General features: G+C 43.4%; 15 protein-coding genes. 5 read left to right on the plus strand and 10 right to left on the minus strand.

The features are described 5' to 3' along the window. Positions 1–6 precede the first annotated feature (6 nt). The 6 genes from MKX97_RS13220 to MKX97_RS13245 form a co-directional block, all read right to left on the minus strand. Complete coding sequence (locus MKX97_RS13220) at positions 7–1194, minus strand: phosphoglycerate kinase (protein ID WP_342536179.1); 1188 nt, start codon at positions 1192–1194, stop codon at positions 7–9. A gap of 133 nt (positions 1195–1327) precedes the next feature. Next, entirely contained in the window at positions 1328–2335 is a 1008-nt protein-coding gene (gap, locus tag MKX97_RS13225; protein WP_342536180.1) for a type I glyceraldehyde-3-phosphate dehydrogenase, read from the minus strand. Positions 2336–2401: 66 nt separating this feature from the next. Beyond that, positions 2402–3427: a sugar-binding domain-containing protein gene (locus MKX97_RS13230; protein ID WP_342536181.1), complete on the minus strand. Its 1026-nt coding sequence runs from the start codon at positions 3425–3427 to the stop codon at positions 2402–2404. A gap of 132 nt (positions 3428–3559) precedes the next feature. After that, positions 3560–3790, minus strand: a complete 231-nt coding sequence (locus MKX97_RS13235; protein ID WP_342536182.1) for a glutaredoxin family protein — start codon at positions 3788–3790, stop codon at positions 3560–3562. A 301-nt stretch (positions 3791–4091) separates the two neighbouring features. After that, positions 4092–4883 (minus strand): TPM domain-containing protein, encoded by a 792-nt coding sequence (locus tag MKX97_RS13240; RefSeq protein ID WP_342536183.1) that lies wholly within the window; start codon positions 4881–4883, stop codon positions 4092–4094. Next, on the minus strand, positions 4880–5458 hold the full coding sequence (locus MKX97_RS13245; RefSeq protein ID WP_078817916.1) for a LemA family protein: 579 nt from the start codon (positions 5456–5458) through the stop codon (positions 4880–4882). The genes MKX97_RS13240 and MKX97_RS13245 overlap by 4 nt, the downstream gene beginning before the upstream one ends. 425 nt (positions 5459–5883) lie before the next feature. On the opposite strand from MKX97_RS13245, the gene MKX97_RS13250 reads away from it, so the two are divergent. From MKX97_RS13250 to MKX97_RS13270, 5 genes are all read left to right on the plus strand, one after another. Then, positions 5884–6624, plus strand: a complete 741-nt coding sequence (locus MKX97_RS13250; RefSeq protein ID WP_078817914.1) for a metal ABC transporter ATP-binding protein — start codon at positions 5884–5886, stop codon at positions 6622–6624. Further along, a complete protein-coding gene (locus MKX97_RS13255; RefSeq protein ID WP_342536184.1) occupies positions 6624–7484 on the plus strand; it encodes a metal ABC transporter permease in 861 nt (286 codons plus the stop codon). The genes MKX97_RS13250 and MKX97_RS13255 overlap by 1 nt, the downstream gene beginning before the upstream one ends. Before the next feature lie 62 nt (positions 7485–7546). Next, positions 7547–8524, plus strand: coding sequence for a zinc ABC transporter substrate-binding protein (locus MKX97_RS13260; protein ID WP_342536185.1), 978 nt, complete (start codon positions 7547–7549; stop codon positions 8522–8524). Positions 8525–8668: 144 nt separating this feature from the next. Further along, positions 8669–8983: a metalloregulator ArsR/SmtB family transcription factor gene (locus tag MKX97_RS13265; protein WP_340759989.1), complete on the plus strand. Its 315-nt coding sequence runs from the start codon at positions 8669–8671 to the stop codon at positions 8981–8983. Further along, entirely contained in the window at positions 8974–10266 is a 1293-nt protein-coding gene (locus MKX97_RS13270) for an arsenic transporter (RefSeq protein WP_078817908.1), read from the plus strand. The genes MKX97_RS13265 and MKX97_RS13270 overlap by 10 nt, the downstream gene beginning before the upstream one ends. A gap of 280 nt (positions 10267–10546) precedes the next feature. Here MKX97_RS13270 and ehuA read toward each other — a convergent pair whose 3' ends face one another. The 4 genes from ehuA to ehuB form a co-directional block, all read right to left on the minus strand. Further along, positions 10547–11320, minus strand: coding sequence for an ectoine/hydroxyectoine ABC transporter ATP-binding protein EhuA (gene ehuA, locus MKX97_RS13275; protein ID WP_342536186.1), 774 nt, complete (start codon positions 11318–11320; stop codon positions 10547–10549). A gap of 46 nt (positions 11321–11366) precedes the next feature. Continuing rightward, positions 11367–12050, minus strand: a complete 684-nt coding sequence (ehuD, locus tag MKX97_RS13280) for an ectoine/hydroxyectoine ABC transporter permease subunit EhuD (RefSeq protein WP_340759996.1) — start codon at positions 12048–12050, stop codon at positions 11367–11369. Then, positions 12050–12709: an ectoine/hydroxyectoine ABC transporter permease subunit EhuC gene (gene ehuC / locus MKX97_RS13285; protein ID WP_342536187.1), complete on the minus strand. Its 660-nt coding sequence runs from the start codon at positions 12707–12709 to the stop codon at positions 12050–12052. Before ehuC ends, ehuD begins: the two co-directional genes overlap by 1 nt. A 116-nt stretch (positions 12710–12825) precedes the next feature. Beyond that, a complete protein-coding gene (gene ehuB, locus MKX97_RS13290; RefSeq protein ID WP_342536188.1) occupies positions 12826–13713 on the minus strand; it encodes an ectoine/hydroxyectoine ABC transporter substrate-binding protein EhuB in 888 nt (295 codons plus the stop codon). Positions 13714–14101 lie beyond the last annotated feature (388 nt).

Consider the following 14101-nt stretch of genomic DNA (forward strand, 5'->3'; position numbering starts at 1 on the left):
TTCCTCCTATTCTCGATCTTCTAGTACCGCAACTCCCGGCAATTCCTTACCTTCCATGAATTCCAATGAAGCACCGCCGCCTGTGGAGACGTGATCCATTTTATCCGCCACCTCGAACTTTTCAACAGCAGCCGCCGAATCTCCACCGCCGATCACCGTGTACGCAGCCGTTTCAGCCATCGCGTCTGCGACGGTTTTCGTACCGTTCGCAAACGGTTCCATTTCAAATACACCCATCGGTCCGTTCCAAATGACGAACTTGGAGTCTAAAATTACTTGCTTATACCGCTCGGCTGTTTCCGGTCCGATATCCAGTCCCATCCAGCCTTCTGAAATCTCTCCGACTGAGACGGTTTTTGTCTCTGCATCCACTGAAAAAGCATTTGCCACTACTGCGTCCGTCGGCAAAAATAAGTTGACATCTTTCTCCTTTGCTTTTTGGATGAACGACTTCGCCAGCTCTACTTTATCCTCTTCCACTAACGAATCTCCAGTTTGGTGACCTTGCGCACGTGTAAAAGTATACGAAAGACCGCCGCCAATAAGTAAATTATCCACTTTGTCCAATAAATTATCGATGACACCGATTTTATCTTTTACCTTCGCCCCTCCAATTATAGCAGTGAAAGGCCGTTCAGGATCAGACAACGCTTTGCCGAGGACATCTAATTCTTTTTCCAGCAAGAAGCCAAGAACTCCGGGTATGTATTGAGCAATCCCGGCAGTGGAAGCGTGTGCACGGTGCGCGGTTCCAAATGCATCGTTAACAAACACATCTGCAAGTTCAGCAAACTGTTTTGCTAGTTCTGCATCATTCTTCTCTTCACCCGGATTAAAACGGACGTTTTCGAGCAGAAGGATATCGCCATCTTTCATTGCAGCGATCGCTTGTTCAACTTCTTCACCTACAGAAGCATCCAATTTCCGTACAGGTTTGCCAAGAAGTTCAGACAATTGCTCTCCAGCAGCCGTCAAGCGCATATCTTCCTTTACTTCGCCTTTTGGACGTCCCAAGTGACTCGCTAAAATGACTTTCGCACCTTTGCCTGTCATATACTCAATTGTTGGGAGTGCGGCCCGAATCCGTGTGTCATCGGTCACTTTTCCTTCTTCCATCGGTACATTGAAATCTACGCGGCAAAAGACGCGTTTTCCATTCAACTCGACATCTCTAACCGTTTTCTTTAACTTCATAGATCTTGTCCTCCTTGCCATAATAAAAAAGGGAAGAACGGGTTTATCCGTTCCTCCCACCCATATTCATTCATTATAATCAATCAACAATAAATTGGCTATGATTTATAAAAGAATCACTCGATTTCTTGGCTTAAAGTCCTTGTTTTTCCATATAGCGAGCCAAATCAATACAGCGCGCAGAGTAGCCGGATTCATTATCGTACCAAGAAATAACTTTTACCATATTTCCGTCAAGCACCATAGTCGATAACGCGTCAACTGTAGAAGAAGCCGTGTTGCCATTGTAATCAATAGAAACAAGTGGCAGTTCATTGAAGTATAGAAGCCCTTTTAATTCATTTTCTGAAGCTTGCTTTAACGCAGCGTTCACTTGTTCAGTCGTGACGTCTTGACCAACTTCCGCAACAAAGTCCACAAGGGAAACGTTCGGTGTTGGTACACGTACTGCCATTCCATCTAGTTTACCCTTTAGTTCTGGAATTACTTTCGTTACAGCTGAAGCTGCGCCAGTTGATGTCGGGATCATGGATTCTGCTGCTGCACGTGCGCGACGGTAGTCCTCATGCGGCAAGTCCAAGATGCGCTGATCATTTGTATAAGAGTGGACCGTTGTCATCATTCCACGTTTGATGCCGAATGTATCATTCAACACTTTCACGACAGGCGCCAGGCAGTTCGTCGTACAAGATGCGTTTGAAACAATATGGTCCGTTGCCGGATTGTATGTTTCTTCGTTTACACCCATTACAAGTGTTGTCATTTCACCTTTTGCCGGTGCGGAGAGGATGACTTTTTTAGCACCAGCATCGATGTGTTTTTGCAATTTCTCTTTATCGCGGAACACCCCAGTTGAGTCTATGACAATATCTACGCCAAGATCTCCCCATGGTAAATTAGCTGGATCTTTTTCTGCAAATACTTTTACCTTTTTGCCATCGATCACTAATGATGCTTCATCGGATTGTACGTCTGCATCTAATACGCCATGGACGGAATCATATTTCAATAAATGTGCAAGCATCGCTGCATCCGTAAGGTCGTTGATTGCCACTACTTCTACGTCTTCTGTTTTCAACGTCTCGCGCAATACCACTCGTCCAATTCGTCCAAACCCATTAATCGCTAATTTCACTGTCATACTAAATCCCTCCATTTAAGTAGTTGTTTTATAGTTGCCCTTTTACAGGCATTAAATAGCCATAGTTTACATAAGCGACAGCATTTTTTGTGCTGCCCCTTCATCTGTTACTAAAATCGTTTGCGGCGGAGCGCTTGCTAGGTAAGACAATAACGCATCTGCCTTACTCTCTCCCCCAGCTACCGCAAATATTAGTGGTACATTTTGTAAATGTTCCACTTGAATACCGACCGTACGGATCCGATGAACAATTTCACCGTCCCGATTGAAGTAAAAGCCAAAAGCTTCTCCGACAGCCTGTTTATCCATAAGTATTTGCTGTTCATTCTCAGAGGAATTGCGCAGCAACGCCATCTTGGAAGCATTACCGACGCCATGTATGACACATTCCGTCTTGCTATATAAATCCAACATTTCTTTTGCGGCAGGCTCATGTTGGAATACTGCATGCGCCTCTTCGCTAAGTGTGTCTGGATAATAAAACGCTTTGTATGAAGCTTCGCAAGCTTCTGCAAAAGATGCTGCAATCATATTCGCTTGCAAACCAATTTCTTCTCCGACTCCACCCCGTGCCGCAATGAATTGTAAATCAGACAACTCATCGTTTTGCATGAATGGAGGTATCGCTGCTACTGAACTGCCTCCTGTCACGGCCACTACTTTAAAATCATTGATTTGGGTACGAAATTGCTTGGCTGCATGCATACCGAGTAATTTTTTTGTCAACTCGGAACAATCCGAGTCACCTTCCACTATATGGACTTCTTTAATAGAAAGTCGCTGCGAAAGTTCATTTGCAAGTTGTCGTCTGCCAGATCGTTCTTCTATCGTTTCATGCAAGACAAAAAGTACTTCTACACCTTTTGGGGTAATGGTTACACCTTCTTTAGCCACATCCACTACACCTTGTTCTTTCAATAATTCAAGCATCGTTCTAGTTTCACGTTCGGAATAGCCGGACATCGAACTCAATGGTCTTCTGCCAATCGGTCCTGTAAGTTTGATGAGTTTCAGCAAGTGATACCTTTGTTCAATTAACGATGGAAGTTCAGGTACAAGTGCTAGTTGCGCATCGATAAATGATAAGCTCAATCACATCACTCTTTTCAGCGGTGGGTTTATATTGATCCCAAATAAAATATTTTGTCCCACCCAGATTAAAAAAATATTATACATAGAGTATAACATCTTTTAAAATTCAATTCAACAAAGAAAGCGTTTTCATTATTCAATTATTTCTAAAATATCTATATATCCGATATTTCCGTATTTTAAGACGCTTCCATTTTGTTCGAGGACCGGAATCATGAGCATGTATTTTTCATGGGCTTGTTCTTCTTCTTCAATATTGATCGTCTGCCATTCAATCGGATGATCTTCCGCGACCAACCGAAGCATCCGTTCAGCTTCTTCGCATAACCCGCAGTTCGGTCTTGTGTAAAATGAGAATTTCATGTGCTTCACCCCGTAAGTTTTTCTCCTTTTATCGTATAGAATGGATCGTGTCTACGCAAGGACATTGTTTACGAATATAAAATTGTCTTTTGAGCGCTGAGAGCGGCTTTATGATCGTGTTCAGTGATGTTATGAGCGCTTGAAGGTTACGTATGAGCGGCTGATGACATGATATGAGCGGCAACTGATGTTTATGAGCGCTGGAGGATGGTTTATGATCGGCCAGCAAACATTTCATCTACTTATAATGAAAGAAGGCTGTCGGGAAAATCATTTTCCCGACAGCTCTATAGATTTTCATTCACCAGCTTCTTCCTGCGCCGCCACCGCCGCCGGAACCACCACCGCCGAAGCCACCGAAACCTCCGCCGCCAAATCCACCACCGGAATTTCCTCCTCCCATTGAACCCGGGAAGAAAATCGGACCTCCGCGAGACCGGCCGCGCGGACCGCCACCGCCTTTTCCTCCACCGCCCCTAAACATACGATAGAGAATATATAAAATAATGAAGATGACAATGATAGGTGGAAGACCAGGTTCCTCCGAAGATTCAGGGTAATCAACCGGAAGCTCTTCTCCATCCAATCCATATTCCGCTGCAATTTCATTGTAGAACGCTTTATACGCTTCCATTATTGCCAAATCAGGTTGTGGTGGGTTTGCTTTTAAATAAGGCATCGCCACTTCATCGATGATGCGTCCCACTTTACCGTCCGGTAGCGCACCTTCCAATCCATAGCCCGTCGCTAGATAAAACTCTCTTTTAATACCTGCCGCTTCATCCTTTTCGGTGGAAACGATCAGCAATGCTCCGTTGTCCATACTTTTATCGCCAAGTTGCAGTTCTCGGAGCTTTTTTACGGCATACTCTTCCACCGGTACCCCATCAAGCGAATAAACTGTACGCACCGCAAATTCTGCTTTCGTAGCACCCTGTAAACGAATGCCATACTCCCGTAATTCCGCTTCTTGTTGAGGTGACAAAACATCCGCGTCATCCACTATCACTTCCGTAATCGCATGAGCAGGTGCTGCAGTGCCAATCAGGGCGAGTAGCAGCACGGCAACAAACATGCAAAAACGGTTCCTCACTTCGTATCATCCCCAAAATCGACTGCTGGCGGTTGTTGCGCCCCTTCAACCGCTTTGAAATATTCTTTTTCGTCAAAGCCAAAAGTGGATGCAATGACTTTACCAGGGAAACGTTTTACTTTTCGATTAAAGACAGACACTACATCATTGTAATCTTTTCGTGCGACCGCAATTCGGTTCTCTGTACCCGCCAATTCATCCATTAGTTGTTGAAAGTTTTGATTGGCTTTTAAATCCGGATAATTTTCCACGACTACCAGTAGCCGGCTCAGTGCACTTGAGAGCTCTGAATCCGCTGCTGCCTGCTCTTCCGGTCCTTGCGCTCCCGCCATTTTACTGCGGGCGTTCGCGATGTTCTCCAAAACCTCTTTCTCATGAGACGCGTAACCTTTTACTGTACTGACTAAGTTTGGAATTAAGTCCACTCTGCGCTGTAATTGAGTTTCAATTTGTGCATACGACTGATCGACATCTTCTTCTAAATTCACTAATTTATTATAGCTCGGGACAATCATAACAGCTGCTATGACAACTAAAATGATGACGACTATAAGTGGTCCTGTAATTTTCTTCATTCACAATTGCTCCTTTCTTGTCTGGTTAGTATTTACTTACCCTTATTCTTTATCCCGCCAAACGTCCAGTTGATTTCACCTTTTGGAAATTACACAACTTTCCTTGGGTATTCGTCCAATATCCCATTTCAATCCGTGAATATATTAACTACTATATGACGGAGATATTGTGTAAAATACTAAACCTTTTTGAGAACTTTTTTCATTTATACCTTTACAGATTATTTTGAGTAAGCTATACTGTAAAAAGTTGCACGAGGGAAAGAATCTAGTACAAATCATGCACTAGAGTTGCATGAGGGAAACTAATGTTTTATAGTATTTTATAACTTTCAAAATTGAACGATTGCCTGAATAAAATTTTCATTAGTTTTTTATTTAACTAAAAGTTGCACGAGGGAAAGATAATTGAAGGAGGAAACAAGATGGTTGATCCGATAACAGTCGAACACATCAGTGTATCGTATGACGGAAATGAAGTTGTAAAGGATATATCCTTTTCATTTAAAGCCTCAAGTTTAATTGGGGTCCTCGGTCCAAACGGTGCCGGGAAATCAACATTAATGAAAGCCATGCTGGGATTAATCCATAAAGATTGCGGTTCCGTCAAACTTGGCAGCAAGTCTATAGATGAAATGCGCAAACAAATTGCGTATGTTCCACAACGTTCGAATATCGACTGGAGCTTTCCAATTGTTGTAAAAGATACAGTTCTTCTCGGAACTTACCCTAAAGTCGGCTTATTGCGGCGTCCGAAAAAAGCCGACAAAGAATGGGCGATGGAATGTCTGAAGCAAGTTGGCATGGAGGAATTTGCGAACCGACAGATCAGCGAACTTTCAGGCGGGCAACAACAACGCGTGTTTTTAGCACGGGCATTGGCTCAAAAAGCGGATTATTTCTTCTTAGATGAACCGTTTGTCGGTATTGATGTGTCAAGTGAAGAAGTCATCATTGATATATTACGAAAATTGAAGGAAGCCGGCAAAATTGTCTTCGTTGTTCACCACGACCTGTCAAAAGTAAAAAATTATTTTGACGACCTGGTATTAATCAATAAGGAATTAATCGATGCCGGGCCTGTGAACAAAGTGTTCCAGGCGGAAAATATGACGAAAGCATACAACCGACAATTCATGTTCGATGGCTTGGAGGTTTCGATGTAATGGAGTTTATTCAAGATTTAATGACATATGGATTTTTGCAGAAAGCGTTTATCACTTCCATTATGGTCGGGGTTATCTGCGGTGTGATCGGAAGCTTTATCGTACTTCGCGGCATGGCATTAATGGGGGATGCGATTTCTCACGCCATTCTGCCAGGTGTTGCTATTTCATATATGCTCGGCATCAACTATTTCTACGGTGCTGTCGCAACGGGAGTATTAACCGCTTTTGGAATCGGGGCAATCTCTCAAAACAGCCGAATTAAAAATGATTCATCTATCGGGATCGTATTTTCAGCGTTTTTTGCCCTTGGTATCATTTTGATCACACAAGCAAAAAGTGCGACGGACCTGACACAAATTTTATTCGGTAATGTGTTATCTGTCCGAACTTCTGATATGTGGCTGACATTGGTAATCGGAGCCATCGTGATTCTAGTTGTTATTCTGTTCTTCAAAGAATTGCTCGTTTCCAGTTTTGATGAAACGATGGCTGCAGCCTATGGTTTAAAAACTCGGCTGATTCACTACGGCATCATGTTCTTACTGACTTTGGTGACAGTTGCTTCGTTACAGACGGTTGGAGTGATTTTGGTAGTGTCTTTATTGATCACACCTGCTTCGACAGCCTATCTCTTAACGAACCGCCTATCGATCATGGTCGTGCTCGCTTCATTTTTCGGCGCGATGTCTTCCATTATAGGTCTCTATTTCAGTTTTTTATACAACATGCCGTCCGGTCCCGTCATCGCTTTGGCAGCGACTGCCCTTTTCGTACTGGCACTTTTATTCTCACCTAAGCAAGGGATTGTAGTCAGTAAGTTTCGCTCCAAGTCTAAACGCAAGCCGATGGTAAATTAGAGGATCAACCGCCGATGCGGAAAAATAAATATATTTATTCACAAAGGAGTAGAATGAATCAAATGAAAAATTTTGTAAAATGGTTAGGTTTGTCTTTACTTGCTGTGTTCATGTTAGCAGCATGCGGTAGTGACGACGACGGCTCTAAGGAAGGAAACTCGGATGAAGGTAAAAAACCAACTGAGTCCAATGAAAAATTGAAAGTTGTGACGTCTTTTACAATCATCGCGGATATGGCACGTGAAATCGGCGGGGACTTGGTAGAAGTGTATAACTTAGTGCCAACTGGAACGGACCCTCACGAATACGAGCCGTTACCCGATGATATTAAAGCCGCAACAGACGCCGATGTTCTATTTTATAATGGCTTAAACCTTGAAGGCGGGAAAAACGGCTGGTTCTTTAAAATGATGGATTCTGTGAATCAAAGAGAAGAGAACATCTATAGTTTAACGGAGCGTGTGGAACCTAAGTATTTGGGTGGAAAAGATGGCCGCGATGAAGAAATCAACCCGCATGCGTTCATCGATCCAGCTGTAGGAGTGAAGATGGCTGAAGATTTGCGTGATGCATTGATTGAACAGCATCCGTCAGACAGCGATAAGATTAAAGAGCAAGGTGACGAATATGTACAACGTCTGAAAGACTTGGATGCAGAATTCCAAGAGCGTATTGAAACCATACCTGAAGAAAATCGCGTGCTGGTAACGAGTGAACGTGCTTTCCAATACTTGAATGATCACTATGGTTTGAAAGAAGCCTTCATATGGGAAATCGATACAGAGGAAAACGGTTCACCTAAGCAAATTAAAGACTTGATCCACTATATAGAAGAACATAAAGTACCTGTTCTTTTTGTAGAATCTAATGTCGATACACGTCCAATGGAAACAGTATCTAAAGAAACCGGCGTTCCAATCGCGGAAAAGCCAATCTACTCTGATGAAATCGGTAACCCTGGTGATGAAGTGGATACGTACATCAAATACTTGGAATACAATATGAATCTCATACATGATGAGTTAAGCAAAGAACGGTAAACGTAGGTCAACCAACTATACAATGGAAAGAAGTCACTTTATTGAGTGGCTTCTTTTTATTTTGATAATCTTTTTCGATAATAGCATTGTACATATAAGCAACTACTTATATAATAGTTTTAACAAACATTAAAGGAGCCTTTTATGGATATTGAAACATTGGAACGCTATATGAAAACGCTAGGCGATAAATCAAGATTACGGTTGCTGAAAGCGTTAGAAGAAGGACCTTTGTGTATTTGCGACCTGACTGTTTTGCTGGACGTATCGCAGCCTGCCGTCAGCCAACATATGCACAGATTGAAGAAAGAAGGAATCGTGCTGGATGAAAGGCGCGGCAGATGGATTTATTGGTCGATTAACGCTCATCATCCTCAATACTCTTTATTACTTGATCTACTCAAACTATTACCAAGACAGACGATCACCTGCAGAGAGGAGAATAATCGATGCAAATAATTTTGGCTTTCCTAATCTTTTTACTGACACTTGTATTTGTTATCTGGCAGCCGAAAGGGTTATCCATTGGTTGGTCTGCGGTAGCAGGTGCAATTCTGGCATTGCTCGTTGGAGTTGTCAGCTTCTCAGATGTTCTGGATGTAACATCCATCGTTTGGAATGCGACGCTGACCTTCGTAGCATTGATCATCATTTCATTGATTCTGGATGAAATTGGATTTTTCGAATGGGCGGCATTGCATATGGCGAGGTTTGCCAGAGGCAGCGGATTGCGGATGTTTTTGCTCATCATTCTACTAGGTGCTGCCGTGTCAGCTCTATTCGCGAATGACGGGGCTGCTCTGATTTTGACTCCGATTGTTTTGGCAATGGTGAGAGCTCTCGATTTTAAAGAAAAGATGATTTTGCCTTTTGTTATGGCATCCGGCTTCATCGCGGATACGACATCTCTTCCCTTCGTCGTAAGCAATCTCGTGAATATTGTATCCGCTGATTTCTTCGGCATAGGTTTCGCGGAATATGCGAGCCGAATGATCATCCCGAACTTCTTCAGTTTGATCGCGAGCATCCTGGTACTCTATCTTTATTTTGCTAAATCCATTCCGAAGCATTTCGATGAATCGCGGCTGCGTCAACCTGCCGCTGCCATTCAGGATCAGAGAATGTTTCGGATTTCATGGATTGTACTCGGCATTTTGTTGATCGGCTACTTTGCCAGCGAATCCCTCACTCTGCCTGTTTCATTTGTTGCAGGGGCGGTAGCACTTCTCTTCTTGCTGACAGCCAAACGCAGTCCCGCTGTAGAAATAAATAAAGTGATAAAAGGTGCGCCTTGGGCAATCGTCTTCTTTTCAATCGGCATGTATGTTGTTGTATACGGCTTACGAAACGCAGGCATGACCGCTACGCTGACTAGTTTGATCGAATGGACGTCCAGCCACGGATTGTATGCCGCCACGATCAGTATGGGCTTCATTGCTGCTATTCTGTCCTCTTTCATGAATAATTTGCCGACCGTCATGATCGATGCATTGGCCATCCAAGATGCAGCTGTATCACCTGAAATTCGCGAAGCTCTTATATACGCTAATGTCATTGGGTCTGATCTTGGACCGAAAATGACACCGATCGGATCATTGGCTACTTTGCTTTGGTTGCATGTTCTTTCATTAAAAGGCGTCCGAATTTCTTGGGGGTATTATTTCAAAGTAGGTATCGTATTAACTGTTCCTACTTTATTTATTACGTTAACCGGATTATGGTGGTGGCTGACCATCGTATGAAGATAAAAGGCTGTCCTGGAAGTTTTCAGTGACAGTCTTTTTTTCCGTGTTCCAGCAAGCGTAGAGGCGAAACGCACGAAAGTGTCATTGCACCGAGCCAAAATGCCAACGAACCAAGCGAAAAATCTTCCGAACCGCACCAAAGTCGGGTCATCCCGAACCAAATCACTTAACAAGCGAGCCAAACAGCCAACGTACCGAACATTTTCGGCTACCCTTCCCGACAACTTCTTCCCGCGTTAAAAAGGAGCTGCCCGAAATTTCTCGGTCAGCTCCTTTTTCATCTACTGCTTGTAAAACGTCCCAAGAAATCTTGCAGACGCTCACTTTCCGGATTCATCAGAATTTCTGAAGGCGCACCCTGTTCTTCGATGATGCCTTCATTCAGGAAGACAACACGATCAGCGATGTCGAGGGCGAAATCCATTTCATGTGTAACAAGGATCATTGCCATCTCCCCTTCCTTCGCCAAATCACGGATGACTTCCAGCACTTCTCCGACTAACTCTGGGTCGAGGGCGGACGTCACTTCATCGAACAGCATGACTTTCGGACGCATCATCAAGGCGCGAGCCATGGCGACACGTTGTTTTTGTCCGCCTGACAATTGTGCAGGATAGAGTTCGATTTTGTCACCCAGTCCCACCTTCTCAAGCATCTCAACGGCCGTCGCTTTCACTTCCGCCTTGCTTTCATTTTTCACGAGAACTGGAGCTAACATGCAGTTCTCCAATATCGTCATATGCGGGAAAAGGTTAAAATGTTGGAATACCATGCCGATATCTCCGCGAATGGAACGCAGATGGTTTTCATCTGCTGTCACCCACTCACCTTTCTTCTCCATCTGCCATAAGTTCTCGCCGTTCACTTCAATGACGCCAGCTGTCGGTTCTTCCAGTGTCATCAACATCCGGATGATCGTCGTTTTACCAGAACCACTCGGACCGATCAGAGCCACTTTTTCAGATGGTTTGATATCCAAGTCAATCCCCTTTAATACTTCGGTTTGCCCAAATGATTTATGAACGTCTTTATATTGCACTATCGGTTCCACTCTCTTACCCTCTCCTTCATTCAGTTGCGTTTTTATTCAGGATGCATTATGCCATCGTCTTCTTATCGAAACGACGGTTGTACTTTTTCTCTAATTTATTTATCAACAACGCCGAAGGATAACTCAATAATAAGAAGAACAGCGCCACCACTGTAAGAGGCTCCACGTATTTATAATATTGAGCTCCATAGTCATTCGCGATATGAAGCATCGCCACCACACCGATTGTAGACGCAAGTGGAACTTCCTTAAACATGATGATCAAGTAATTCCCGAGCATTGGGATCGTCGGCGGAATTGCTTGAGGCAAAATGATTTTCATCCATTTTTGACGTGTGGATAAATTCAGTGCAGTCGATGCTTCCCACTGACCTTTATCCACTGATTCAATGCCTGAACGATATACTTCAGACATGTACGTGCTAAAATGTATGCCAAGACCGAGAATTGCAGCTACAAAAGGATTTAGCGACACCCCTACAACCGGCATCATAGGCCATGCATAATAAATAAAAAACAATTGCACGAGCGGAGGCGTAGAACGAATGAATTCCGCAAGCCATCCAAACAGCCATCGCACAGGCCGCCAAGGAAGTCTGCTGATAAACACCCAGAAGAATCCGAAGACAGCGGCAAATAAATAGCATGCCAGCGTCAGTCCTAGGGTGATCCACAAGCCTTTAAAAATCATAGGAATTACTGAAAAAAACACTTCCCAACTCCAAGTCATCAGCTAGCCACCCCTTTCTTCGATACACTCTCCATCTTTCTTGTGAAAGCAATCAACGGCAGCGCAATCACAAAGTACATCACGAGGAGAAGTACATAAACCGTCGGGGATTCCGCCAAGTGCGTGCTTCGGTAAATATTTCCGTAATACAATAAGTCCGTCAGTCCAATCAATGACACCAACGACGTTGCTTTCAAAATTTGAATCAAGTAGTTGCCGTATTCAGGAAGCATCATACGCAGCGCCTGAGGTAGAATAATATGTCGCATCCGTTGAAACTTCGATAAATTCAGCGCGACGGATGCTTCAGTCTGTCCGATCGCTACCGCTTGAATCGATCCGCGCACAATCTCAGACATATAGGCCCCATAATTTAGCGAGATCGCCAGTACAGCCACCCATATATCGCTCCCCAGATGGATATTGAATAGGCCGGGCAGCGCATATGAAAACCAGAACAATTGTACAATCAGCGATGTCCCACGAAAAATTTCTACATAGAAACCAGTGAACCCTCTCAGCAAAGGATTCGTGTTGACACGCGACAGACCTGCGACGAAAGCAATAATACTCGCACAAATAATCGACAGGACCAGCACCTGTAACGTTACGCCTAACCCTTGTACGACGGTGGAAAATATATCGGGTAAGGAACTCACAAAAACCACTCCATTATTTACGTTTTCATTTCATTCTTCTTAATCTAGTGTCATGAGCAGCTTACGGAAGGTAAGAAAAAGGCCATGCCGCTGTTGGGCATGACCCGGCCACTCTTTTAATAGTTCTCTCCGCTGCAGACACTTTCCGTTGTTATTTCATTTTCAACAATATTCATCTCTTCTGTGAAACCGAATGGTTCGATCAACTCTGCAATTTCCCCGCTGTCTTTCAGCTTTTGCAATTCTTCATTGTACGCTTCACGTAGTTCATCATCACTGTCTAGGAAAGCAGCTGCGCCATAGCTTGGTACGCCTTCGATATCCGGTTGTTCGAAATCCGTGACAAACTCGAGCTTGTCATTATTTGCTGATTCTAGCGCCATTTTAATGGTCATTTCAGTACCCGTTGTGACAGCAGCACGCCCCGATTCAACAGCTGAGAATGAAGCCGGAATATCGGGAACCATCATAATTTGACTTTCTGCAATGCCTTCACGGAGCATGAAATCCTTTTCTGTAGCACCACTCATCACCGCCACTTTGATGTCTGGATTCGCGGCAATATCTTTATAGCTCTTCAAATTCATAGGATTGCCTTTTTCTACGATCAAGCCTTCCCCATATTTGATTTCAGGCTCACCAAACGAAACAGTTGCACAACGGTCTGGCGTAATTGCCATACCTGCTGTAACTACATCAAACTTCCCTGCGCCTAAGCCTGGGATCAATTGACCGAATTCGGATAGTTTGCCATCCACTTCCTCAACGCCCAAGTTTTCAAAGACCGCTTTGGCAATAGCGACCGCAGCACCTTGCAATTCCCCATCTTCTTCATATGCATACGGTTTCTCATTGGCAAAGCCGACTCTGACAACGCCTTTCTCTTTCAAATCATCCAACTTACTTCCACTACTGCTGCTACCGGAATCTGAATCTCCATTACCGCATGCTGCCAGTAGTAAAAGCATCATCATCGCCAAAACACCTATCGCCGACTTCTTCATAATTCTCCCCCTTGACTTTTTCATCAAACATTTTTTACTTAGTTGCTAGATTACCATAGTTAAAATTCGAGTTCAAATCGTTTTCGTTATTTTCTAAATATCCAATTAAGTGGATACCATCTACAAACATGATTATGACAGCGTTTTCAAGAGACAAGATTCGCTAGTAATATATTTAAATTTTATTTTTTACTAGGTGAAAAGGCGCTAATTTAATTTTTCTTCATACAAACTTTCTTTTTCGATTTAAAGACCTGATCCCATACTTATTTTCCCATTATTTAATTCATAAAGAAAATAAATAATATCTTTCAATTACAGCTACTTTTTGTGTGACCAAGCGTAAAATGCAGAAGTAAGCACCAAATCTCCGCATAAAAAAGAACCA

Source organism: Sporosarcina sp. FSL K6-3508 (genome assembly GCF_038615825.1).
GTDB classification, from domain to species: Bacteria; Bacillota; Bacilli; order Bacillales_A; family Planococcaceae; genus Sporosarcina; species Sporosarcina newyorkensis.

Coding starts and splice junctions, on each gene's coding strand:
- MKX97_RS13245 (WP_078817916.1), bottom strand. CDS start 5,458: ATGAAGAAAATTACAGGACCACTTATAGTCGTCATCATTTTAGTTGTC.
- ehuD (WP_340759996.1), bottom strand. CDS start 12,050: ATGACTTGGAGTTGGGAAGTGTTTTTTTCAGTAATTCCTATGATTTTT.
- MKX97_RS13260 (WP_342536185.1), top strand. CDS start 7,547: ATGAAAAATTTTGTAAAATGGTTAGGTTTGTCTTTACTTGCTGTGTTC.
- MKX97_RS13265 (WP_340759989.1), top strand. CDS start 8,669: ATGGATATTGAAACATTGGAACGCTATATGAAAACGCTAGGCGATAAA.
- MKX97_RS13270 (WP_078817908.1), top strand. CDS start 8,974: ATGCAAATAATTTTGGCTTTCCTAATCTTTTTACTGACACTTGTATTT.
- MKX97_RS13250 (WP_078817914.1), top strand. CDS start 5,884: ATGGTTGATCCGATAACAGTCGAACACATCAGTGTATCGTATGACGGA.
- MKX97_RS13220 (WP_342536179.1), bottom strand. CDS start 1,194: ATGAAGTTAAAGAAAACGGTTAGAGATGTCGAGTTGAATGGAAAACGC.
- gap (WP_342536180.1), bottom strand. CDS start 2,335: ATGACAGTGAAATTAGCGATTAATGGGTTTGGACGAATTGGACGAGTG.
- MKX97_RS13235 (WP_342536182.1), bottom strand. CDS start 3,790: ATGAAATTCTCATTTTACACAAGACCGAACTGCGGGTTATGCGAAGAA.
- ehuB (WP_342536188.1), bottom strand. CDS start 13,713: ATGAAGAAGTCGGCGATAGGTGTTTTGGCGATGATGATGCTTTTACTA.
- MKX97_RS13255 (WP_342536184.1), top strand. CDS start 6,624: ATGGAGTTTATTCAAGATTTAATGACATATGGATTTTTGCAGAAAGCG.